This window comes from Foetidibacter luteolus (genome assembly GCF_009650435.1).
Classification (GTDB): domain Bacteria; phylum Bacteroidota; class Bacteroidia; order Chitinophagales; family Chitinophagaceae; genus Foetidibacter; species Foetidibacter luteolus.
In genome coordinates this window covers 105,073-129,212 of record NZ_VVIP01000058.1, presented here as the reverse complement: position 1 = coordinate 129,212, position 24,140 = coordinate 105,073, and the positions used below count along the sequence as shown (strand labels likewise).

Genomic DNA, 24,140 nt, shown 5'->3' with positions numbered 1-24,140 from the left:
TTCATCGGTTTAAAAATTCCTTTTCAATCTGTTCAAGGCTTTTATTTTTTGTTTCAGGCACATTTTGCAGAAGGAAAATAAAATAGATAAAGCAAATGCCTGCAAAAATTAAAAAACTTATGTAAACGTTCTGTTTGAAATGTCCGATCAATATTGGAAAAATATAAGCTACGCCAAAACAGGCGAGCCACAACATGGTGGTGGCTGCCGACATGGCCATGCCCCGTACCCGGTTGGGAAATATTTCAGCAATCAACACCCATGTTACCGGTGCAAGCGTAGTGGCATAAACAGCTATGAAAAGCAGGGTAAACAAACTTAGCCAGGGGCCATCAAGCCAGTTAAAATAAAATGCGGAGCTGATAAGCAGCAGTAACAAGCACATGCCCAAAGCGCCGGCTGTCATCATTTTTCTGCGGCCGGTTTTGTCAATTATCTGCATAGCTAACACAGTAAATAAAAGGTTTACAAAACCAATGAGTATTTGCTGGAAGAGTTGGTTGCTTACATCCATTCCAGCTTTCTCAAAAATTAAAGGGGCATAAGCAAATACAATATTGGCCCCGGATATTTGCTGGAACACCGCCACCGCCATACCTATCATTACAATGCGGGCAATATCTTTTGAAAACAAGTTGCGGAAACTGCTGTTTGTACCAGCATGTATGGAAGAGCGAATGGCAACAATTTCTTTTTCGGCTTCGTCCTGCGCCATCAGGTGGTATAATGTTTTTCTGCCTTTTTGCAGGCCCCCTTTTACCACCAGCCAACGGGGGCTTTCAGGTAAAGCGATAGCCGAAAGAAAGAAGATGGTGGCAGGTACCGCGGCAGAAGAAAACATCCACCGCCAGTTGTTTGGATAGCCCGAGAGCAAATAACTGGTGAGATAAGCAAGCAGGATGCCGGTTACAATTGTAAACTGGTTAAGGGAAACCATTTTGCCCCGTATGGAGGGCGGGGATATTTCTGCTATGTACAACGGTGAAAGCATAGAGGCGGCCCCCATGCCAATGCCGGCTATAATGCGCCATGCAATGAAGATGTTATAGCTGCCGGACCAACCCATCATTACAGCGGAAACAGCAAAAATAGCAGCGGAAATAACTAAGGGCAGTTGCCTTCCAAAACGGTCCGCAAGGTAACCCGTGGAGAGAGAGCCTGCAATGCAGCCCATATAAATAGAACTGCTGGTCCAGCCAAGTTGTGCATCTGTAAGATTGAATGCAGGTTTGAGGAAGGGTATTGTGCCTGCAAAAATCGCAAAGTCAAAACCAAACAGTAGCCCACCCAGGGCGGCGGTAAGGCTAATGAGTACAATGTTGATCATTTGTTTTTTCATGAACCTGTAAGTGGGTGATATGATGGCTTGCTTTTGTATAGCCTGTAAAGAAGGCCCGGCTGATGAGATACGGCAAATGTAGGCAAGATGGAAAGCGGCCTAATGGAGTATTTAATGCTATTAATGGATAATAGCATTCTGCAGCCATAACGGCGTTAGCCCGGCGTTGCCCGAAAATGACAGCCCTCCACGCCGGGGCTGCCTGTTGAATGTGTCTTAAATTTTCGCTTAGATAAAAGATGCCACAATGATATGCAGATGAAAGTAGTGCGACGCAACGAAGCTGCCACAGGGTGTTGCCGCCGGGTCCAAAAAAATGAAAGTCAAGGTCTCTGAAGTTTAAAATGCCACCCCGGGGCTCTTACATATTAACCATTGCTGTTGTGTTGGATTATCCATTAAAATAGTTGTTTTCGATATATGGCCGCTTATGTGGCATTCTAATTTTGAGTTTCATTTTCACTGTTTATTACTCTATATACTTTTTACATGAAACAGGAAGTTAAAGCCTGGGAAGAATGGGTTGAGTTGCCCGCTTACGAAACAGGCAAGCCTGAAAAAAATCCTTTATTTCTTGAAAAACGCGTTTACCAGGGCAGCAGCGGTACGGTATATCCATACCCGGTGATCGAAAAAATTTATGATGAGAAAGTAATCAAAAAATACCGTGCATTTTTTATTGAAAACGAATACCTGCGTATAATGGTATTGCCTGAACTGGGGGGAAGGGTACACCGGGCCTATGATAAAATAAAGCAGCGTGATTTTGTTTATTACAACCAGGTTATAAAACCGGCATTGGTTGGGTTAACTGGCCCCTGGATATCCGGTGGCATTGAGTTTAACTGGCCGCAGCACCACCGCCCAAGCACATTTTTGCCTGTTGATTGTACTGTTGTGGATAATAAGGACGGGAGCAAAACAATATGGGTAAATGAGGTAGAGGCTATGTTCCGGACAAAGGGTATGGCAGGGTTTACCTTATATCCCGGTAAGGCCTACCTGGAGGTAAAAGGAAGGGTTTTTAACGGGACAACCTTGCGCCAAAGTTTTCTGTGGTGGGCTAACCCCGCAGTAAAAGTTAATGATCATTATCAATCCGTATTTCCTCCGGATGTGTACGCTGTCTTCGATCATGGTAAACGGGATGTTTCGGGCTTTCCTATAGCTACAGGCGACTATTACAAAGTAAATTATGCGCCAGGTACTGATATTTCCCGTTATAAAAACATCCCCGTGCCCACATCCTATATGGCAATCCGGTCTAAATATGATTTCATTGGCTGTTATGAGCATGATACACAGGCAGGCATGGTACATATTGCGGATAGCCATATTGCACCGGGTAAAAAGCAATGGACATGGGGCAACGGCGATTTTGGAAAAGCCTGGGATAAAAACCTTACAGACGAAGATGGGCCTTATGCTGAACTAATGACAGGCGTGTTTACAGACAACCAGCCCGATTTTACCTGGCTGCAGCCAAATGAACACAAGGAATTTGAACAATACTTTATGCCCTATGCAGGAACGGGCGGCATAAAGAATGCATCAAAAAATGCGGTTATTAATGTAGAAAAGGCAGAGGGCAGAGTGACCATAAAAATATACGTTACGGCCATCTACAATAACATGCAGGTTAAGGCACATGCCGGAGATAACTTGATAGCGGCGTTTGCCTGTGATGTGTGCCCAGGTGACTTGTTTGCTGAAACAATTGACCTTTCGCCGGCAATATCATGGCCATCGCTTAACATATCAGTTACGGACAGTGCCAATAACCTGCTTGTAAATTTTAAGCCGGAAACCGCAGGCGACCAAAATGTGCCCCCGGCGGCTCAGCCTGCAAAGCTGCCGCATGAAATTGACAGCCTTGAACAGCTATACCTTACCGGCACACACCTGGAGCAGTACCGTCATGCAACATTTGATGCTGCTGATTATTACAAAGAGGCATTGGGGCGGGAGCCTGGCAACAGTACCTGTAACAACGCGATGGGGGCGTTGTTACTGCGCAGGGCACAATTTGCCCAATCCGAATTTTTCTTTAAAAGGGCCATTGAAACCCTTACGGAAAGGAACTTAAACCCTGCTGATGGCGGGCCCTGGTTTAATTTGGGTATTTGCCTTCAAATGCAGGAACGCTTTGAAGAGGCGTATGACGCCTTTTTCAAAGCAATATGGAGCGATGCGTACCAGCACAGTGCATTCCTGGCCCTGGCAAGGATAGCCGGCCGCCGGGAAAAATGGGATGATGCGCTGCGGTTCATCCATCAATCGCTGGCAAGAAATTACAACAGTTATACAGCCAGGCACCTTGAGATTGCAGTGCTGCGAAAAAAAGGCAAACTGGAGCAGGTAAATGCTTTGATAAAAAAGCTGCTGATGGATGACCCATTTAACTATGGCGCTTATTACGAATGGTACCATCTTTTACTGATGCAGCAGAAGGCGGAAGAAGCTGCCTGCATTTTGCAGGACATGAAGGCCATACAAGGCAACCGCCTGCAAAACCTGCTTGAGTATGCGCTTGATTACGCATCTGCAGGGCTGTACAAGGACGCGATGGCGTTTATCCACACCCTTCTTCCACATACGGAAAAAGTTTCGCCATTGCCTTTGTATTACCTTGGATGGCTGGCCGGCAAGGAGGGTAACACTGAACAGCAATTTAAATATTATGCCGAAGCGGAAGGGGTTTCACCTGATTTTTGTTTTCCCAATAAAATTGATGAAGTACTCATTTTGCAGGATGCTATAAAGGTAGAAACGGGTAATGCAAAGCCCTGGTATTACCTCGGTAACTTGTGGTATGATAAAAAGCAATACAAAGAAGCTGTTGGCTGCTGGGAGCAATCTGTTAAACTGGACAATCAATTTCCCGCCGCGTATAGAAACCTGGCCCTGGCATACTTTAACAAAGAACGCAAGCCCCAAAAATCACTTGCCGCTATGGAGCGTGCCTTTGTGCTGGATAAATCAGACACGAGAATATTGATGGAACTGGACCAGTTGTATAAGATATTGAATATGCCGGTTGAGCTGAGGCTGGGCTTTCTTGACGAGAACATGCATGCGGTAACAGAACGGGATGATGTTTATCTTGAAAGGGTTGCATTGCTGAATTTATCAGGCAGGCACGAAGAAGCAAAAACCTTGCTGCTTGAACGTAAGTTTCATCCATGGGAGGGGGGAGAAGGAAAGGTTGCTGAACAATACCAGGTTTGTTTAACGGAAATGGCAAAGATTGCCATGTGTGAAGAAAACCCCGCCAAAGCATTATCGTTATTGCAGTTGCTGGACCATTACCCCGAAAACTTTGGGGAAGGAAAGCTGTACGGCAAACCGGAAAATGACCTGGATTACCTGCGGGCATGCGCCTGCCGGTTGCTGGGCAATGAGGAAGAGGCGGCCAGGTATTATGATAAAGCAACAAAGGGGTCATCTGAACCTGCCCGGGCGATATTCTATAACGATCCGCAACCTGATAAAATATTTTACCAGGGCATGGCCTGGTATAAGCTTGGCAGGCCTGAAAAAGCAGTGACTGTTTTCAGGAAGTTAATAAGCTTTGGCAGCAGGCATATAGAAGATGAAGTGCGGATAGATTATTTCGCGGTCTCATTGCCAGACCTGTTGGTTTTTGACCAGGACTTACAGCAGCTAAACAAAGCGCATTGCTATTACCTGCAGGCGCTGGGGCATTTAGGATTAGGTGAGTTTGGGGCTGCCGACGAATTTTTTATGCAGGTGAATAATATACAACGTTACCATACCGGTGCAAGTTTTCATTCCCGCATCAAAGACTTTCTGCTGTACACCGGGGCCATCCCTGCGTTAATCAATGAAAAATAATTACCATGGAAATTGCAACACCTGCTTCTGCATGCAGAAAACCACTTATCGTATTATCCTTAGTTACGGTTTTGCTGTTTGTTGGCCACGCTGCAGTTTTTGGGCAAAAACTTTCTGCCAAAAGCATAGCCTTAGATACCAATTGCCATGGCTTTTATGAGTACCTGCCAGATGGTTACGAGCAGGGAGAAAAGGCATATCCACTTTTAATTTTCCTGCATGGTGTGGGCGAATTGGGTAATGGCGGCACTGAGTTACCTAAGCTGCTGCGCAATGGCCCGATGAAGTTAATAACAACCGGCAGGTTTCCTGCGTACTTTGCGGTTAAGGATACCACTTACCAGTTTATTGTGCTTGCGCCGCAGTTCATGCATTGGCCATGGCCCGGCACAGTTTATTCAATTATCGATTATGCCCTGGCTAATTACCGGGTTAACAAGAAACGTGTTTACCTGTCCGGCATCAGTATGGGTGGCGGTATAACATGGGAATGTGTGGGCAATAGCGCAAAATACTCAAATCTTTTGGCAGCGGTTGTACCTGTTTGTGGTGCATCGCGGCCTGACAGTACCAAAGCTGTTGCCATAGCCAACGCCAACCTGCCGGTATGGGCCACACATAACCGGGAAGACCCTGTTGTAACCGTTGAATATACCGATAACTATATCAGCTATATCAATTCCTTTGTTAAGCCACCCGGGCCTCTTGCCCGCAAAACAATTTTCCAGGATGCGGGGCATGATGCCTGGACAAAAACCTACGACCCAAACTATAAAGAGAATGGCCTGAATGTTTATGAATGGATGCTTTTGCACTGCCGCTAATGCCGCTTTGCCGGCTCTTCTTATAGTGCATGCGATGCCCGCAAATTATCTGTAAAAAATGATGTGGGGCTTTCAGCTAAAGTATTTCAATGAAGCTGTAGTCCCGGCTTTTCGCTGCAAGTCCTCGCCACTCGTACCTCGTGGCTGCGGGCTTTCCGCTTCAATCCGGCAGCCAGTGAAGCTTTACCGCGTTACCCGGCTTATGGCTGTACGGTTATTCCCGGAACAATACACTACGCATTAGTTAACCGGTTAGCTGTACATTATTACATGGCCTGTTTTCTTTCATCAATATTCACTATTGTCCGGGAAAAGTTTAGCAATTCCGTTGAAACTATTTGCCAGAGCGGGCTCTGACCTTTCTCCAAAGGAGAGGGGTTGGGGTGAGGTCTAAATTAATAGACAATGGTTTAAACACTTTAGTAGGACAATAGTGATAAATACTATCGGGTGCTGATTGCTTAAACCGGCAGTATAATAGCAGGTGCCTGTTGCATAGCGCACAAGGCGTACAAGTGAGTGACACAACGAAGCTTAATAGCAGTGCGTATGCCGGGCAAATAATGGCTGTTGCTTTTTTAAACTGTGAATGTAAGTTTAATCTTGTTAAAGCCGGCAAAGTACGGATTGGCCGTTTGCTGTTATAAAATTTATCGCAGTTCCACTTTGCATTTGTACTCCGCCACCACGCTGATGGCATTAACCTGTAAATAGTCTTTTTTATCTCCAAAATCAGGAAGGTATTTCTTTATGTAAGGTATGCATGGGGCTGTTTTGGAAAGTGGGTGAAAAAACAGGAATAAGGGTTGTTGCGCGGTTGTTTTGAGGCGCTTTAACCCTATTTCCCATGGCGCGCCATAATAAAAATGATCAGCCACAAGATGTCCGTTTAACAAAGCCTGTGCCTTATCCCCTCTATAGTCTATGTGCAGGAAAATATCATTCAGTCCGTCAAAGCTGTGTTCATTGAAGCTTACCACAGCGCTTGTTGTACGTGGTTGTTCAATCTTGACAGGCGGCAATATTTGTTTGAATTGAACGCTGTAAGCAGAGAAAGACTTTTCTGTAAAAGAAGGCAGAGGGCCAACAGTAACGTTAGGGGACTGGATGGAAATATTAGTTGCAGGGTAAAACAATACGGTGTCAATATTTTTTCCACGTGAGATGAGTTCAAACCCGTCTTCCAGTGGAAGGATCGTTTCACCGCTGAATAATAAGCCATTTGGCAATGCATACGTTTTTTTAGCAAGCGCCTGGGGAATGACAAGGAACGTTTGGCTGCTATCCCCTTCACCTAACTGAAAGCTGAAAATATCTGCGTTGCCTTTAACCAGCAAACCATTTTTTTCTTTGCTGGTACTGCAATTACTGAGAGCGCTGATGCGGTGACTGGATTGTAGCAAAAGTTCAGGCCTGAAGCCGTTAATAGAAACAAAAACATGGTAACCCCTGCCGGCGTTTTTGAATGTTGTGAGCGGCTGTACTGTGGCGTATTGTATAGTTGTACCGCCTGCCTGTAAATTAAATGGAAGAATGGCATAGCTTTCTTTTTTGAGCGTAAAGCTGCCTGTTGAAGGTATGCGGATGATTCCGCTTTTGGTTTTAACAGACAACTGCAGGTTATGTAAATCGGAGTTAGCTACATGGTCCTGGTAGTTATGCATAAATACAAACCCCGTGTTTCCATCGGAACGTACAGCATAACGCAGCCGCCTTGCGTCAGTTGGGTTAACCGGGTTTGTTTCCGGAAGGTATGTCTTCATAGGGGCCAGTTGGCTGCCATACTTATTGAGGAACAGGTGAAGCGGTATTAATTCGTTATAAGCACTGCGCACCTGGCCAAACTCGCCCACAGGCGCCTGGAAATCGTAACTGATTTTCGGCAGTTCACCGGCTTCTTCGCTCATGAATTGACCGTTCAGCACAGGTGTGGAGCCGCCGTGGTACATGTAATAACCGATACCATTGCTGCCGCTGCCGATATTCCTGATCATAAGTGGCGTAATACTGTTGGCTGGCACTAATGGCCGTTTGCTGTTGGTGATCATAATGCCCCCGCCTATTTCGGCTGAAATGCTTGGGTATAATTGGGGGTCGTAACGTACAGGCTGGTAATCTGGTGATCTTTTCAGGTCTTTAAAAAGGTAAAAAGGCGATGGCTCCTGGTTGCCCCACGATGGGTAGGCATAAGCTGCAGATACCGGCAGGCTGCCCTTGTCAACAATTGCCGCATAGCCCCATCCTGTTGCAGTGTACAGCGGTACGTCAAGTCCGGCTTCTTTGGCTATTTGTTTTAATGTACGCATGTGCTGGTCGCCGCTTGCCTTGTATGTTTCTCTTTTTTCCAGGTTCCAGGTATTGTCTTTTGTCAGTTCCTGCTGGCTAAACGGAAAAGTATAATTACTGGGTGAGTTGGGATAGGTCAGCCACCAGGTAGAGCCGGCATGCTGGTATTCGTTTTCTAACTGAATGCCTATGATATTACCACCATCCTTATATAAAAATCCTTTCAGTTGTACGGCAATTTCGCTGTAATACTTTTTTACAAGTGTTAAGTAGGCCGGGTCATCGGTACGTATATCTATTGGCCTTCCGTAGAGCCAGTCAGGCATGGCGCCATTTCTTATTTCGCCATGACCGTAAGGGCCAATGCGCACAATAACCTGCATGTGGTGTTTTGCGCACAGCGATATGAATTTTTTAAGGTCGTAATCTCCGGTCCAGTTAAAAAGGTTTTCAATAGGTTCATGCAAATTCCAGAACACATAAGTAGCCAGGATGTTGATACCACCCGCTTTTATTTTAAGTATAGACTCTTCCCAGTACTCATTGGGATACCGGGAAAAATGAAATTCCCCCATTACAGGAAAAAAAGGTTTGCCGTTAGCAAGTATATATTCATTGTTCACGGTAATGCTTTCCCCGGTCGGCTTGCTGCCCCCCAGGTCCAGGGTTACCGGTGGCGCCTGTTCCGGCGTTTTTGTAATATCAATATAATAAACCTGTTGCGCTGTGGAGCTGAATGCGAAAAAAATACTGAGCAAGATAGGTAAGGCTTTCATCCCGGCTGTTATTTGATAGCTGAAATTAGCTGTATTCTCTCCTGTACTGCACGGTTCATAGAATTGTCTATGCAGATGATGAGATTATCCATGCACCAGTTATTTTATTTCTCAATAAAACGGAATTTTGATAAACCGCGTCGTGTAAAACAGGCGCTGCTGTCACCTGCTGCCTGTAAAGCATTACCAATACGATACACCAATTGCATTTGGAACTTTATCGAGTTGTTCAGTAGTGCTGGATTGCCGTTTTCCGTATCTAGCAAAGTTTTTTGTTTATGAGAGTAGCAATATTGACTGTGAATATCGCTGTTACCGTTTGCTCTTGGCCTGAAACAACCAGGCTATATGCGATGCAATGTTTTCCCTTGCATACCAGTCAATTTTGAATTGGTTGAGGAAAACCTGATAACTTGTCGCAATGATAAAAACGGGATTTATGAATAACTATTGCAGAAATGAAAATCAGTTTCTTACTGTAACCGATAAATCCGGTAAAATAAAAAAGGAACCGTCAACCGACGATTCCCTGATATGAGGTTCCGAGCAGATTCGAACTGCTGTAAAAGGTTTTGCAGACCTCTGCCTAGCCACTCGGCCACGGAACCATTATTTTTAAAACCGGCTGCGAAAATAAAGGAAACCGGTTAAATACAAAATTCTTATTCAAATTATACGAAATTTACGCCTTAACTTTTTAATAATGAACGTCATACCCGAAAGCGAATTAATCATCAACAACCGTGGCGCCATCTATCACCTGGATGTGAGGCCCGATGAACTGGCATCTACCATCATCACCGTTGGCGACCCAGGCCGTGTGAAAGAAGTAAGCAAACACTTTGATATTGTTGAAACAGAACGGCAACACCGGGAGTTTATTACACATACAGGTTATATAGGCGGCAAAAGGGTATCGGTTGTATCAACGGGTATAGGGCCTGATAATATTGATATTGTATTGAACGAACTGGATGCCCTGGTTAACATAGACTTTTCCAGCCGCACCGTTAAGCCACAGCTTACTTCGCTTAGTATCTTACGAATTGGTACCAGCGGCTCTTTACAGGCGGATATACCTGTGGATGGCTTTGTGGCAGGCACGCATGGGCTTGGTATTGATAACCTGTTGAGCTATTACAGGCTGGAAAACAATGATGAAGAAAAAACACTCTTGCAGCAATTTGTGGCGCATACCCAACTGGATGCTATATTCTCACAACCCTATATCAGCTCTGCCGGCCCTTCTTTGTTAAAACATTTTGTGGATGGCTTTCACCATGGCATTACGGTTACCTGTCCTGGTTTTTATGGCCCACAGGGAAGGGTATTGCGGTTGGGGCTATCCAGCCCGGCATTGGTAGATAGGCTTACGCAGTTTAGCTACGGCCAGCACCGCATCAGTAATTTTGAAATGGAAACCAGCGCTATTTATGGCCTTGGGCGCCTGCTGGGGCACCAATGCCTTAGTCTGAATGCAATAGTGGCCAACCGGGTAACCAAACAGTTTTCCAAAGACGGCGCCAAAGCAGTGGAGGGGTTAATAGAAAAGGCGTTAGGGATAATTGCTTCCTTGGGATAGGGAAATAGTAAGTGGCTAGTGGGTAGTAGTAAATGGTGAGTGGGGTATGAGGAGAAGCTGATTAGTCAATTTGGCTAATGCATTTACATATTAACTTTGCGCACAAAATCGTAAAATCTGTTACCCATGTTAAACTTGTCGCACAAAAAACTGGATGTGTATAAAATTTCTATGAATCTTGTAAAAGAAGTGTATGAAGTAACTAAAAAATTTCCACCGGATGAACGTTTTGTATTAGTATCGCAATTAAGAAGAGCTGTTGTTTCTGTTTGCAGTAACATTGCGGAAGGAGCATCAAGGATATCAAAACAGGAGAAGATGAGATTTTACGAGATTTCAAGAAGTTCCAGCGTAGAAATTGATACGCAAATCGAAATAGCTTTAGTTCTGGAATATCTTACAACCAATCAAATTGTGAAGTTGGAAAGGTATCTTGAATCAGTATTCAGGATGTTATCAAAAATGATAGACAATTTAAATAACTCTAAAAGTCAATAAAGGTGTTGGTAAACGGGCCTGAAAGTTCATTATCAAATGCGCTGATGCTTTATCCCACTTGCTATTTACCACTCCCCCCTTACCAAATTATGAATCTACATTTCAGCAAATACCAGGGTACAGGAAACGATTTTATTATCATAGACAACCGGGATGGAAGCATTAAACTAACTACCGCCCAGGTTAAGCATTTGTGCGACAGGCGTTTTGGCATCGGCGCGGATGGTTTAATGCTGCTCAACAGCAAACCCGGATACGATTTTGCCATGGAATATTACAATGCAGATGGCCGCGAAAGCACCATGTGCGGCAACGGCGGAAGGTGCCTGGTTAAATTCGCCTGGCATGTGGGCATTCATAAAAGCAAATATTTTTTTGTAGCGGTGGATGGAGACCATGAAGCCACCATACAGGAGAATGGCTGGGTTTACCTTAAAATGAAAGATGTAGATGGTATAGAAGAAAGCTTTGATTCCTTCGTGCTTAACACGGGCTCGCCACATTACGTTAAGCCGGTTCAGGAAATCCGCAAGTTTGAAGTGGTAAAAGAAGGAAAGGCCATACGTTATAACAACAGGTTTGCAACTGAGGGAATCAACGTAAATTTTGTAGAGGTACAGGATGAGAACAAAATATTTGTGCGTACTTACGAACGTGGGGTTGAAGATGAAACATTAAGCTGTGGTACAGGTGTTACAGCATCGGCCCTGGTGTTTGCGGATAATGAAAATGGGTTTAACCATGTGGATGTACAAACGCCCGGTGGCGCATTGGCGGTGGAGTTCAATAAAGACGGAGAAGAAAAATTCAGCGATATATGGCTATGCGGGCCTGCAGAATTTGTGTTTCATGGGGATGTTAAATTGTAGAACTGTCCTGCTGTATAGTTGCATGTGCTTATGTGCTGGTATTTGTGCATCACTTTTCTTTAACCCGCGGTTTCGTGTTATTTTAGTTTACTTTGCGCCCATTACCCCAAAAAAATGATTCAGTACTTCAAGAATATCAATAGCCAGACGGTAGAAATTGATAAGCCGGAAAATGGCGTGTGGGTAAACCTGGTTCCGCCTTTTAAAGAAGAAGAATTTGTAGAGCTTAGCCGCCAGTTGGAAATACCTATTGAGTTCCTGAGAGATTCACTGGATATAGATGAGCGGCCCCGTTACGAACTGGATGACAATGTTCGCTTCATTGTTATCAAAACACCAACAGAAAATAATTCTTTTAACGATAGTGATGCCTATTACATTACCATCCCCATTTGCATTATTTTAACGCACAACCAGATTGTCACCGTTAATTCCTTTGACAATGGCGCTATCAAAAAATTCCTCAGTACTTTTCAAAAACGCCATCCCGATAAGCGCAACATGATGGTGCTGAAAATTTTTGAGAAGATAGTGCAGAACTTCATGGAATACCTGAAGGAAATTAACCACAAAAGAAACCAATACGAACAAAGCCTTTACGACAGTAACAGCAACGATGACCTGCTGAAGCTGATGCGCATACAAAAAAGCCTGGTGTATTTTGTTACCGCCCTGCGCACTAATGAAATGATGATGATGAAGCTGGAGCGTACCAACTTCCTCGGTTTAAACGAAGATGAGCGTGAGTTTTTAAACGACCTTATCATTGATACCAGCCAGGGCCTTGAAATGGCCAATATTTACACCAATATCCTAAGCAGCACGCTGGATGCTTTTGCCAGCATCATCAGCAATAATCTCAACCATGTTTTAAAACGGTTAACGTCCATTACCATTATCCTGTCTTTGCCGGCGCTGGTTAGCAGTATTTATGGTATGAACGTGCCCATACCTTACGCCAATTCCACCCATGCGTTTTATATACCCATCATCCTGTCGCTGGGTATTTCCATTGTTATAAGCTGGTACTTTATGAAGCGAAAGTGGTTTTAACCATTACTTTTGCATCCACAGAAACACATGCCCATGCCTCCAAAATTTACTGTAAGGGTTTACGGAATTTTACTTGACAGCAACAAGCGTTTACTGGTTAGCGACGAGTTTATTCGTGGAGAATATTTTACCAAGCTGCCCGGTGGCGGGCTTGAGTTTGGCGAAGGCACCCGTGACTGTCTTAAACGTGAATTTAAAGAAGAAACCAACCTTGATGTTTCCATAGGAGAGCATATTTATACCACAGATTTTTTTCAGATATCAGCCTTCAATAAGGTTGACCAGATTATTTCTATTTACTACTTCGCCCACACCAGCGAGCCCATACCTTTAGAAACCAAAACAGAACTGTTTGATTTTGCCCCTCACCAAATTGCCGACCCCAACGGCGAAAGCGAAGTCTTCCGTTGGGTAGAGTGGGGGAGCCTTTCAGAAGAAACCATGTCGTTACCCATTGATAAGGTCGTCATTGGCATGCTCAAAAAAATGAATCTGTAATCAGGCTTCAGCATTATTTGGTGTCCGGCGACATATTTCCATGGCATCGCCTGTTGCGTCGCACTACGTTAATCGTTCTGTTCGCTGTGCAACTTTTCAGCCCCGGATATATTTGTTCCTGCCGCTTGTGGCATTTCAAGTCTCTGGTACTGCGTGGCAGAGACGGGTGGCTGCTTTACAGGATGCATGTTTCTGCCGCCTGCGGCGCCAGAAACTTTTAGCTGGGAAGGTTGCCTGTGTTATCATCGTAAGTATTTTTTATCACATCAATTTTAAACACAGGTAAAACGCTGCTGCTTTCAAGTCTCTGGCACTGCGTGGCAGAGACGGGTGGCTGTTTTGCGAGATGTATGTTTCTGCCGCCTGCGGCGCCAGAAACTTTTAGCTGGAAAGGTTGCCCGTGTTATCATCGTAAGTATTTTTTATCACATCAATTTTAAACACAGGTAAAACGTTGCTTCTTTCAAGTCTCTGGCACTTCGTGGCAAAGGCGGGTGGTTGCTTTGCAAAAACATTTTTCCGTGTCTCCGTGGCAAAAAACATCTCTCCTCCGTGGTGCGTGTCTCCACGCACCAACCAAAAATCCCATCTGGGCTGAAAAGTTGCACAGCGAACAGGACGATGAACGTAGTGCGACGCAACGATGCCTCATCTGTGTTACCGTCGCCGGCCACCAAAAAAGAAAGCCCGGTACGCCGGGCATTACAGTATCTATAAAAAAACTATGAGCGTAATTACTTTTGAGACAAAATTTCGTGGCCAAGTTTGTCACGTTTTGTCTGCAGGTATTTTTCGTTGTGCTCGTTGGGGCTTATTTCTATAGGAACAATGTCCACGATCTCAATACCATAGCCTTTCAGCCCCGCACGTTTGCGGGGGTTGTTGCTCATTAGCTTAAGCTTGGTAGCACCAAGGTGGCGGAGTATCTGGGCGCCCACGCCGTAGTCACGGGCATCCATATCAAAACCCAGGTGAATGTTGGCCTCAACTGTGTCCATGCCTTCTTCCTGCAGCTTGTACGCTTTCAGTTTATTCATCAGGCCAATGCCACGGCCTTCCTGGTTCATGTACAATATAAGCCCCTTGCCCTCCTGCTGCACCATTTGCATAGCACTGTGCAACTGCTCCCCGCAATCGCAACGAAAGCTGCCCAGTATATCGCCGGTAAAGCAACTGGAGTGCACACGGGTAAGTACGGCTTCATCTTCTTTCCATTCGCCTTTTATCAGCGCCAGGTGCTCGCCGCCGGTAAGAATTTCTTTAAAAGCCACCAGCTTAAAGTGGCCGTATTTTGTAGGCATATCTACACGCACCACTTCTTCAATAAGCGAATCGCTTTTAAGGCGGTATTCAATTAAATCTTTGATGGAAATGATCTTAAGATCGAATTTTTCGGCAATCTTTTTCAGTTCGGGTACACGGGCCATGCTGCCGTCTTCATTCATAATTTCAACCAGCACACCGGCGGGCTCAAAACCAGCAAGGCGGGCCAGGTCAATTGTAGCTTCGGTATGCCCGGTACGCCTTAACACGCCACCATCTTTAGCCCTTAGCGGAAAGATATGGCCCGGGCGGCCAAATTCTTCAGGCTTAATGTTGGGGTTAATAAGCGCCTGCACGGTTTTACTGCGGTCATGGGCGCTGATGCCGGTGGTGCAGCCATAACCAATAAGGTCAACACTAACGGTAAAAGGCGTACCGTGCGATGCGGTATTGCGGTTAACCATTAGGTTGAGTTCCAGTTCGTTGGCACGTTGTTCTGTAATAGGGGCGCAAATAAGGCCGCGGCCTTCCTTGCTCATAAAGTTGATAATTTCAGGGGTAACATTGCGGGCAGCCGTAACAAAATCACCTTCGTTTTCACGGTCTTCATCATCTACAACAATTACCAGTTTGCCTTGCCTGATATCCTCGATAGCACTCTCAATTGTGTTCAGCATAACTAAAATATATGCGGCAAAATTACATATAGCGGGCTGTATTTATGCATTTTAGGTTTTCGCAGGCGGAAAAAACGCTGCACTGTATTAAAAATTAAAATAATAAAATGTTAATAACGTATGGGTGCTGAACTAACAGAAAGTAGTTTCTTTGCCCCATGAAAACTATTATGCGTATGTTGAAAAAGAAAAACCTACAACTGCTTATTGCTTTATTATTACCCGCATTTATGATGGCGCAGGTTACCACCAGTAATATTGCGGGGATCGTTAAAAGCTCAAAAGGCGAAGCGCTTACCGGCGCCACAGTTACTGCCACCCACCTGCCTACAGGTACAGTTTACACAACCACATCAAGAACAGGCGGAAGGTACACGATAAATAACGTGCAGCCTGGCGGCCCCTACACCGTAGAGGTTACTTATGTTGGCTTTGAAAAACAGAAAAAAGAAGAAGTATATCTTAATTTGGGCGAAACAGGAAGCGTGGATGTTGTGTTAGGCGAGGGTGCTGCTGAATTAGCGGCTGTAGTGGTTAGCGGCGTAAGAAGAACAGCGGATATAGGCGGAAAAGGAGGGGCCGGAACTACAATTGGCCGAGACCAGATGCAGGCCTTACCTACAGTAGGCAGAAACATAGCTGATTATCTGAGAGCTGTACCGCAGGCAAAGCTTACCAACAGTGAAGGCGGCATAAGTATAGCAGGACAGAATAACCGCTATAATTCCTTTTATGTGGATGGCGCCGTAAATAATGACGTGTTTGGCCTTTCTGCGTCAGGTACCAATGGTGGGCAAGCAGCCATTGCCCCCATCTCTATTGATGCCATTGACCAGTTCCAGGTAGTAATATCTCCTTATGATGCTTCGTTGGGTAACTTTGTTGGCGGTGGCATTAATGCAATAACGCGTTCCGGCACCAATACAACACAGGGCTCTGTTTATTACATTTACCGTAACCAGAATTTAACAGGAAAAGACCCAACAGGCGATAAATCAACAGCTAAAAGGCTTGGCGACTTTTCCAACAAAACCTATGGTTTCAGGCTTGGCGGAGCGCTGGTTAAAAACAAATTGTTCTACTTTATCAATGCTGAACAGCAAAGAGATTTAAGGCCTCAACCGTTTGACCTTAGCTCCTATACCGGCAATACCAAGCTGGATTCTATAAATATTTTGCTTAACGCCCTGAAAACAAAATATAATTACGATGCGGGAAGTTTTCTCGATAACCCGGAAAAAGTAAATGCTGACCGCATATCTGCAAAGATTGACTGGAATATCAGCCGCAAACATAAGTTGTCCGTAAGCCATCGTTATACAAAAGGCGACAGGTACAATACTGTATCCAGCAGTACCACAGCCATTAATTTTTATAACAACGGCTATCTTTTTCCTACAAGAACAAATTCTACATCGCTTGAACTAAAAAGCAATTTTAGTGCAAATACCAGCAATAAGCTTTTGATTACTTACACTGATGTGCTGGATGACCGTAACCCTCTTGGAGATCCGTTTCCAAGGATACAGATACTGGATAACACCGGCACCTCAAGCGGCAACGGTTTAATAGTAGGGCCGGACAACAGCTCAACCCAGAATAAGCTGACCCAGAAAAATTTCAGTTTCTTCGATGCCTTTAAAGTGAACCTTGGTAAGCATGTGCTTACTTTTGGTACTGACAATGAAATAAACGATGCATTTAACGTGTTTATCCAAAACACGTATGGTAACTACCAGTACAATAATCTACAGGATTTTCTGAATGATGCCAAGCCCCGTCAATATTCGGTGGGCTATTCGCTTATAGATAATAAAACAGACGACAATACCGCCGCTGCAGCTAAATTTAAGACAATGAGGCTGGCGCTGTTTGTAAATGATGAGTATAGAGCAACAGAAAACCTTACTTTAAATTTTGGTATCAGGGCAGACTACTCAAGGTTCCTTACACAGCCAGCTACAGACGCCTTTACCAACGATTCTGCTTTGCCAAAGTTTTCTGAGTATTATGATTTGCAGGGGGCAAGGTCTGGTTTAAGGCCAAGCATACCGGTTTCAATTTCACCTAGGTTAGGGTTTACCTACAAAATACCTGAAGAGAGTGTTACTATCAGGGGTGGTCTTGGCCTGTTTACAGGCAGAATTCCGTTGGTATGGCCTGGTGGTATTTACAACAACAATGGTATAAACCAGGGAGGCTTTACCGCCAGCAGTAGCCAGAATACGGCAGCTTTGGATGTCATCCGCTTTAGGTCAAACCCCTTTGGACAATGGCGTGCCAGCGATGTAGGAATAACTTTAAGTAAGGGCGGGTTAAACCTGATAGCTGAAAAATTCAAAATGCCCAAAGTATTCAGGACATCACTTGCTGTTGATAAACGCATAGGAGAAGTATGGACCTTTACAGTAGAAGGAATCCTGACAAAGAACATTAACGAGATTAACTATACCAACATCAACATATTACCTCCATCTGGTAATTCGGTGGGGCCAGACAGGCGTATGGTTTACCCGGCACCTAATACCATACCTATTACGGCTAATGGAAGAAACCCCTATGACAATGCGATATTATTGTCAAATGCGCAGGGAAGTAAAGGCTATTCGTACAATTTTACCTTTACAATTGACAAAAGGATGCAAAACGGTTTTGGCTTTAATGTTAATTACACCTATGGTGATGCGTATACCATTAACGAGGGTACAAGCTCTGTTAATCTGAGCCAATGGAGGTTTATGGAAACAGTTAACGGAAGAAACAACATTACCAGGTCAAGGTCTGATTTTAGCCAGGGACACAGGATTTTTGCTTATGTAAGCAAGAAGTTTACTTACCTGAAAAAATCTTTGGCTACCACTGTTTCACTAGTTTATACCGGCCAGTCCGGCGCTCCGTTTAGCTATGTTTACAGTGGCGCCGTGGTGAGAGATGACGCCTCTGGTGGTAATGACTTAATGTACGTTCCTACCAGTTCTGATATACAGGGCATGACATTTTTGAATAATACTATCCCCGGCTCTACACCTGTTACTTATACGCCGGAACAGCAAAAAGCTGCATTGGAAGCTTACATTTCCGATAACTCATACCTAAACAACAGGCGTGGCCAGTACGCTGAAAGAAATGGTGCCAGGTTACCCTTTACCAATATCATAGACCTGAAAATTATACAGGATTTTAATGTTAGGGTAGGTAAAAACCGTTACCAGTTCCAGTTAACCTACGATATGTTTAACTTCACCAACTTTCTTAACAGAACCTGGGGGCGCACTTATTTCTTAAGCAATGATAACTATGCCCTGGTTAGTTTCGCAGGTTATAAAAGCAGTTCAGACTTAACACCACAGTATCGTTATAATCCACAGAATAATACAAGAACACCCTGGGGGATAAGCACAAGCACTGTTCCATCATATATTGCCAGGTGGACCAGCCAAATTGGCTTGAGATTTAATTTCAACTAACGCATGCTGCTGCACAGCGAACAGAACGTACAAGAGTGCGACGCAAGTAAAGCCTAATGGCAGTTCCTGCTGCCGGGCCCATAAAATACCTGTAAGCTAAAAATTACCTTGTAATTTTTTGTTAAGCCCACCTTGCAAAGGGTGGGCTTTTTTTTGCTGCAGGATTATCCATTGTGCTATCGCTTATCTTCGCTCATCCTAATTTAAGCCGATGAAGAAATGCTTTTTACCCGCCATTATTTTACTGCTTCATTCTTTTGCTCACGCTCAAATACAACCGTCTTACAGCAGTGCGGATATTTACCAGCAGTTAAAGAAGCTGAAGGTAATGGGTAGCGTGTTGTACATAGCCGCTCACCCGGATGATGAAAATACCCGCCTGCTGGCCTACCTGGCAAAGGAAAAACAATATCGTACCGGTTACCTTAGCCTTACACGGGGCGATGGGGGCCAGAACCTGATTGGTGATGAACAAGGCATTGAACTTGGCCTGATACGTACACAGGAACTGCTGGCCGCCAGGAGGATAGATGGGGCGGAACAATTCTTTAGCCGGGCCTATGATTTTGGCTTTAGTAAAAGCGCAGATGAAGCGCTTGCTATATGGGGGCACGATAAAATATTGAGCGATGTGGTTTGGGTAATCAGGAAGTTTCAGCCGGATGTGATTATTACCCGCTTTCCCGGTGATGAGCGGGCCGGGCATGGCCACCACTGGGCATCTGCCCTGCTGGCCAATGAGGCTTTTAAAGTGGCTGCAGACAGCACACGCTTCCCCGGGCAATTTAAGTATGGTGTACAACCCTGGCAGGCCAAGAGGATATTGTGGAATACTTACAATTTTGGCAGCACGAATACAACCAGTAGCGACCAGTTTAAAATTGACGTAGGCGAATACAATGCCATACAGGGCAAGAGCTATGGCGAAATTGCCAGTGAAAGCCGCAGCCAGCACAAGAGCCAGGGTTTTGGCGTGCCCAGGCAGCGTGGCCAGGCGTTTGAATATTTTGTAACAACCGGGGGCGAAGCGCCAACTGCTAACCTGATGGATGGTGTTGAGACTACCTGGTTAAGGTTGAATAACGCAGATACATCCGCAAAAAATACCAGCCAGTTATACAGGGACCTCCGTAACTGGTCTGCCTCGCAGAAAGAAGCGGCTGTAAAAGTATCGCTGGTAAACAGGCAGTCCGGACAAAACCTGCAATACGAAGCTGTAGAGCGTAAGATTGATAACATTATAGCAACGTACAATTTTACCCATCCTGAAAACTCTGTCGACAGCCTGGTGGATTTATACCAGTCAGTAAACATCCTTTTCGCCCGGGGCATATTGGGGCAAAAAAAGCTGCAGGAAATTGAACAGTTGATACTGGCTTGTGCCGGTATTTTTGCGGAGGCCACCAGCAACAGTGAGTATGCTGTGCCCGGGGATAGTTTGAATGTTCAGTTTTTTGTAAACAAAAGAAACAATGCCGGGATAAACCTGGAGAGTATACGCCTCAATGCTTTTGATACAACAGTAAACTGGGCGTTGGCTGTAAACCAGAATGCCGCCTTTAGCCGTAAAATAGAAGTGCTTTCATCAAAGGAATTTTCTCAGCCTTACTGGCTGGAAAAAGCTATGCAGCAGGGTAGCTTTGAAACGGACGACCAGTTAAAAATAGGTGAGCCTGAAAGCCACGCTGCTTATACCGCGACATTTATCTTTAATGCAAACGGGAAAAAATTATTTATCCGCCGCCCGGTGATGTACAAATATACTGACCCGGTTAAGGGAGAATTGTACGAACCCGTTGTGGTAATTGCCCCCGTAACAGTTGCGCTGTCACCCAATGTTATTTTATCTAATATACAACCGGGTAATGAGCGTACCGGAAAACCGGCTGTAAAGGTTGAATATAAATCTAATATTACCGCTGCCGCTGTTAATGTGCAGGTACAGTTAAGCCAGCCAACCTATGCCGCTGTAACAAAAGACAGGCAGGCTGGTTCAGCAACAAGCAGTCCCTTATATGTAAAAGACACGGTGGTTGATTTTGTTGCAGGCAAAACATTCAGCAGCGTTATTGCCTTGGCTGATATTTTTAAAGGCCAGGTTAATGGCACAGATAAAAACCTGCAGGCTACTGTTACCGTGGGCCTGCGTGGCAAAAAACTGCAGTACAGGCACTACCTGCGCACCATACAGTTTGATCATATCCCGCACATCAGTTATTTCTACCGCGACAATGTTAAGGTTATTACAGAGGAGATAAAAACCGCTGGCAACAGGATTGGATATATAGCCGGTGCCGGTGATAAAGTACCTCAAAGCCTTGTGCAGATGGGGTATGAAGTAAAGCTGCTTACGGAGCCGGAAATAACGGAAGCCAACCTGCGGCAATTTGATGCCGTACTTACAGGCGTGCGAGCTTACAATATACACGAATGGTTAAGCAACAGGAATGATGTATTGATGGCTTATGTACAGAACGGCGGAAATTTGATTGTTCAGTACAACACCAACAGCAACGTGGGGCCTATGAAAGCAAAAATTGGCCATTACAATTTTAACATTGGCAGAACGAGAGTTACAGAGGAAAGTGCGAAGGTTCATGTATTATTGCCAAATCATCCGGTATTAAATCATCCTAACAAGATAGCTGAGAAGGATTTTGATGGCTGGATACAAGAGCGCAGCATATACCATGCAGACCAACTGGACAGCCATTTTGAAACGCCGCTTGCCATGAAAGATTCCGGTGAAAAAGAAGAAAGCAACGGCAGCCTTATTATAGCGCCTTACGGTAAGGGCAACTTTGTATATACCGGGCTGGTATTTTTCAGGGAGCTGCCTGCAGGTGTAAGCGGGGCTTACCGCCTGATGGCTAATTTAATCGCGTTGCCACAACATAAAACCAACCAGCAATGAGAGGAAGAAAGCAGGTTAGCCTATTATTTCTTATACTGCTTGGCGTGTTATTAGGCTGGTTGATTAAAAATGTAAAAGCCGGTTTATTAATAGGCCTGGTACTCGGGTTTTTAATCAGCGGGCTTGCTACCAGGCGGCGGCGGTGATTGCGCCAGTAAAAAACGATGATATTTCTGCTTGCCAATAACCACTTACTATATTATGCCTGAAAAAGAAAATATACCGTTATTAAAAAAATGGAGCCATTGGTATGCATTAGTAGTCGTTACACTGGTGGTTTTGATAATTTTCTTTCTTTGGTTCACTAAAAAATTTTCATGAGCAGTCTTGACTGGACAGTACTGGCAGTAACACTTACCGGCATTATTGCTTATGGCTTGTACAAAAGCAGCAGCACAAAAAATATGGAAGGTTATTTCCTCAGTAACCGCACCATGCCCTGGCATATTGTGTTGCTCAGCATTGTTGGTACCCAGGCCAGTGCCGTTACTTTTCTATCCGCACCGGGCCAGGCATTTACGGATGGTATGCGCTTTGTTCAGTATTATTTCGGGCTGCCCATAGCCATGGTCATCCTGTCTATCACTTTTGTACCCATCTTCAATAAGCTAAAGGTTTTTACCGCGTATGAATATCTCGAGCAACGCTTTGATGTAAAAACAAGAACCTTCACATCAGCCTTGTTTTTACTGTCGAGGGGGTTGTCAACAGGTATCAGCATTTATGCGCCATCCATCATACTGTCGTCCTTGCTGGGCTGGGATATTTACTGGACCAATATAGTAATGGGCGGCCTGCTTATTATCTATACGGTAAGCGGCGGGGCAAGGGCAGTGGCGCATACCCAAAAGCTTCAACTGGCCATCATATTTGCAGGCATGTTTGTGGCAGGGTATTATATTGTAAAGCTGCTGCCGCAAGGGGTAGGTTTTACAGATGCGCTTAAAGTAAGCGGCGCCAGCGGTAAGCTGAATGTTATTACCAGTGGCTTTACAGATAAGGGCTTTGAATGGAAAGACCGCTACAATATCATCAGCGGGATAATTGGCGGTTTCTTTTTGGCGCTTAGCTATTTTGGTACAGACCAAAGCCAGGTGGGCCGTTATCTTACTGCCAAAAACAGTAGCGAAAGCAGGTTGGGTTTATTGATGAACGGGCTGGTTAAAGTGCCTATGCAGTTTTTAATATTGCTGCTGGGTGCTTTGTTGTTTACTTTTTACCAGTTTAAAAGCGGCCCGGTTTTTTACAACAGTGCCGTTAGCGAAAAAGTGTACCAAACCAAATATGGGGATTCGCTGCAACTGCTGGAGAGCCAGTACAACCAAATAAGCAGCCGTCAACAAAACCTGGCAACAGCTTACGTGGCAGCTTCTCACAACAAGGGTGGCAATGAGGCAGTATTAAAAGACAGCATACGTGCAGCCAACCAGCAGGCAGATAAAATTCGTGCAGATTACAAGGTGCTGCTTAAAAAGGCAGACAGTTCCATAGATACCAACGATACCAATTACATTTTCCTGCGGTTTGTGGTAGATAACCTGCCGGCGGGTCTTGTAGGCTTGCTTATCGCTATCATATTTCTTGCTGCCTGGGGTTCTATTGCCGCGGCGCTTAACTCACTGGCGTCTTGTACCATGATAGATTTTTATTGCCGCTTTAAAGAACACCAGCCTCATGCGGATGATGCCCACCTGCACGAGGGCCGCCACTATCGTTTGTCAAAATGGTTTACGTTTGCCTGGGGGGTATTCTGCATAATTATCGCCGAGTTTTCCAATCGTATGGGCAGCCTTATAGAAGCGGTAAACATACTTGGCTCATTATTTTATGGCGTTATACTCGGTATCTTCCTGGTTGCCTTTTATATGAAGCGTATTGGCAGCGATGCTGTGTTCTGGAGCGCCGTTGTGGGAGAGCTTATTGTTATAGCCTTATTTATCCTTGACCATACCGACATCATCGGCCTTGGTTTTCTCTGGCTTAACGTAGCAGGTGCTTTGTCAGTGGTGCTGCTTAGCCTGGTAATGCAGCAGCTTATGCCATCCCATGCAAAACAGGTTACTGTAAATGAAGCTTGATAAATACTGGCCCAGCTTAAGTTTATATAGGTAACCATAATTTCTGCATCCGGTAAATGGTATATTCTGTGTATGCCGCCATTCACCATTAACAAAATGCCACTCCCTAATTTGGGCATAGGCATAACTAATGCAAAACGTATCTTTCCGTAAACTTAACT

15 protein-coding genes and 1 tRNA gene are annotated in these 24,140 nt (G+C 44.7%); 11 read left to right on the top strand and 5 right to left on the bottom strand.

Features of this window, described 5'->3' with window-relative positions:
- Window position 1: 1 nt before the first annotated feature.
- Window positions 2-1,378 carry a sugar porter family MFS transporter gene (locus tag F0364_RS18455; protein WP_262885396.1) on the bottom strand — a complete coding sequence of 459 codons (1,377 nt, stop codon included), beginning with the start codon at window positions 1,376-1,378 and terminating at the stop codon, window positions 2-4.
- Between the two features lie 450 nt (window positions 1,379-1,828).
- On the opposite strand from F0364_RS18455, the gene F0364_RS18450 reads away from it, so the two are divergent.
- Together F0364_RS18450 and F0364_RS18445 are read left to right on the top strand one after the other, a co-directional pair.
- Window positions 1,829-5,194 carry a DUF5107 domain-containing protein gene (locus F0364_RS18450; RefSeq protein WP_153799284.1) on the top strand — a complete coding sequence of 1,122 codons (3,366 nt, stop codon included), beginning with the start codon at window positions 1,829-1,831 and terminating at the stop codon, window positions 5,192-5,194.
- 5 nt (window positions 5,195-5,199) lie between these two features.
- The gene (locus tag F0364_RS18445; RefSeq protein ID WP_153799283.1) at window positions 5,200-6,018 is read left to right on the top strand and encodes a carboxylesterase family protein; all 819 of its coding nucleotides are present in this window, start codon (window positions 5,200-5,202) and stop codon (window positions 6,016-6,018) included.
- A gap of 650 nt (window positions 6,019-6,668) precedes the next feature.
- On the opposite strand, the gene F0364_RS18440 is transcribed toward F0364_RS18445, so the two are convergent.
- From F0364_RS18440 to F0364_RS18430, 3 genes are all read right to left on the bottom strand, one after another.
- Complete coding sequence (locus F0364_RS18440; protein WP_153799282.1) at window positions 6,669-9,080, bottom strand: beta-galactosidase; 2,412 nt, start codon at window positions 9,078-9,080, stop codon at window positions 6,669-6,671.
- A 104-nt stretch (window positions 9,081-9,184) separates the two neighbouring features.
- Window positions 9,185-9,346: a hypothetical protein gene (locus tag F0364_RS18435; RefSeq protein WP_153799281.1), complete on the bottom strand. Its 162-nt coding sequence runs from the start codon at window positions 9,344-9,346 to the stop codon at window positions 9,185-9,187.
- Between the two features lie 271 nt (window positions 9,347-9,617).
- A tRNA-Cys gene (locus tag F0364_RS18430) sits at window positions 9,618-9,688 on the bottom strand.
- Between the two features lie 95 nt (window positions 9,689-9,783).
- Here F0364_RS18430 and F0364_RS18425 point away from each other — a divergent pair.
- The 5 genes from F0364_RS18425 to F0364_RS18405 all read left to right on the top strand — a co-directional run bounded on the left by F0364_RS18425 (window position 9,784) and on the right by F0364_RS18405 (window position 13,580).
- Complete coding sequence (locus F0364_RS18425) at window positions 9,784-10,662, top strand: nucleoside phosphorylase (protein ID WP_153799280.1); 879 nt, start codon at window positions 9,784-9,786, stop codon at window positions 10,660-10,662.
- Window positions 10,663-10,788: 126 nt separating this feature from the next.
- Window positions 10,789-11,160 carry a four helix bundle protein gene (locus F0364_RS18420; RefSeq protein ID WP_153799279.1) on the top strand — a complete coding sequence of 124 codons (372 nt, stop codon included), beginning with the start codon at window positions 10,789-10,791 and terminating at the stop codon, window positions 11,158-11,160.
- A gap of 89 nt (window positions 11,161-11,249) precedes the next feature.
- Window positions 11,250-12,029: a diaminopimelate epimerase gene (gene dapF / locus F0364_RS18415; protein WP_153799278.1), complete on the top strand. Its 780-nt coding sequence runs from the start codon at window positions 11,250-11,252 to the stop codon at window positions 12,027-12,029.
- A gap of 114 nt (window positions 12,030-12,143) precedes the next feature.
- Window positions 12,144-13,082 carry a magnesium transporter CorA family protein gene (locus F0364_RS18410; protein ID WP_153799277.1) on the top strand — a complete coding sequence of 313 codons (939 nt, stop codon included), beginning with the start codon at window positions 12,144-12,146 and terminating at the stop codon, window positions 13,080-13,082.
- Between the two features lie 33 nt (window positions 13,083-13,115).
- Window positions 13,116-13,580: an NUDIX hydrolase gene (locus F0364_RS18405; protein WP_153799276.1), complete on the top strand. Its 465-nt coding sequence runs from the start codon at window positions 13,116-13,118 to the stop codon at window positions 13,578-13,580.
- A gap of 734 nt (window positions 13,581-14,314) precedes the next feature.
- Here the strand turns inward: F0364_RS18405 and F0364_RS18400 are convergent.
- Window positions 14,315-15,520 carry a bifunctional 3,4-dihydroxy-2-butanone-4-phosphate synthase/GTP cyclohydrolase II gene (locus tag F0364_RS18400; protein ID WP_153799275.1) on the bottom strand — a complete coding sequence of 402 codons (1,206 nt, stop codon included), beginning with the start codon at window positions 15,518-15,520 and terminating at the stop codon, window positions 14,315-14,317.
- A gap of 176 nt (window positions 15,521-15,696) precedes the next feature.
- Between F0364_RS18400 and F0364_RS18395 the strand changes: the two genes are divergently transcribed.
- From F0364_RS18395 to F0364_RS18380, 4 genes are all read left to right on the top strand, one after another.
- Complete coding sequence (locus F0364_RS18395) at window positions 15,697-18,987, top strand: TonB-dependent receptor (protein WP_207632752.1); 3,291 nt, start codon at window positions 15,697-15,699, stop codon at window positions 18,985-18,987.
- A gap of 211 nt (window positions 18,988-19,198) precedes the next feature.
- Window positions 19,199-21,901, top strand: coding sequence for a PIG-L family deacetylase (locus F0364_RS18390; RefSeq protein WP_153799273.1), 2,703 nt, complete (start codon window positions 19,199-19,201; stop codon window positions 21,899-21,901).
- On the top strand, window positions 21,898-22,047 hold the full coding sequence (locus F0364_RS18385; RefSeq protein ID WP_153799272.1) for a hypothetical protein: 150 nt from the start codon (window positions 21,898-21,900) through the stop codon (window positions 22,045-22,047). Before F0364_RS18390 ends, F0364_RS18385 begins: the two co-directional genes overlap by 4 nt.
- A gap of 171 nt (window positions 22,048-22,218) precedes the next feature.
- Window positions 22,219-23,979 (top strand): sodium:solute symporter family protein, encoded by a 1,761-nt coding sequence (locus tag F0364_RS18380; RefSeq protein ID WP_153799271.1) that lies wholly within the window; start codon window positions 22,219-22,221, stop codon window positions 23,977-23,979.
- Window positions 23,980-24,140 lie beyond the last annotated feature (161 nt).

Coding starts and splice junctions, on each gene's coding strand:
- F0364_RS18450 (WP_153799284.1), top strand. CDS start 1,829: ATGAAACAGGAAGTTAAAGCCTGGGAAGAATGGGTTGAGTTGCCCGCT.
- F0364_RS18445 (WP_153799283.1), top strand. CDS start 5,200: ATGGAAATTGCAACACCTGCTTCTGCATGCAGAAAACCACTTATCGTA.
- F0364_RS18440 (WP_153799282.1), bottom strand. CDS start 9,080: ATGAAAGCCTTACCTATCTTGCTCAGTATTTTTTTCGCATTCAGCTCC.
- F0364_RS18425 (WP_153799280.1), top strand. CDS start 9,784: ATGAACGTCATACCCGAAAGCGAATTAATCATCAACAACCGTGGCGCC.
- F0364_RS18420 (WP_153799279.1), top strand. CDS start 10,789: ATGTTAAACTTGTCGCACAAAAAACTGGATGTGTATAAAATTTCTATG.
- dapF (WP_153799278.1), top strand. CDS start 11,250: ATGAATCTACATTTCAGCAAATACCAGGGTACAGGAAACGATTTTATT.
- F0364_RS18410 (WP_153799277.1), top strand. CDS start 12,144: ATGATTCAGTACTTCAAGAATATCAATAGCCAGACGGTAGAAATTGAT.
- F0364_RS18405 (WP_153799276.1), top strand. CDS start 13,116: ATGCCTCCAAAATTTACTGTAAGGGTTTACGGAATTTTACTTGACAGC.
- F0364_RS18400 (WP_153799275.1), bottom strand. CDS start 15,520: ATGCTGAACACAATTGAGAGTGCTATCGAGGATATCAGGCAAGGCAAA.
- F0364_RS18395 (WP_207632752.1), top strand. CDS start 15,697: ATGTTGAAAAAGAAAAACCTACAACTGCTTATTGCTTTATTATTACCC.
- F0364_RS18390 (WP_153799273.1), top strand. CDS start 19,199: ATGAAGAAATGCTTTTTACCCGCCATTATTTTACTGCTTCATTCTTTT.
- F0364_RS18385 (WP_153799272.1), top strand. CDS start 21,898: ATGAGAGGAAGAAAGCAGGTTAGCCTATTATTTCTTATACTGCTTGGC.
- F0364_RS18380 (WP_153799271.1), top strand. CDS start 22,219: ATGAGCAGTCTTGACTGGACAGTACTGGCAGTAACACTTACCGGCATT.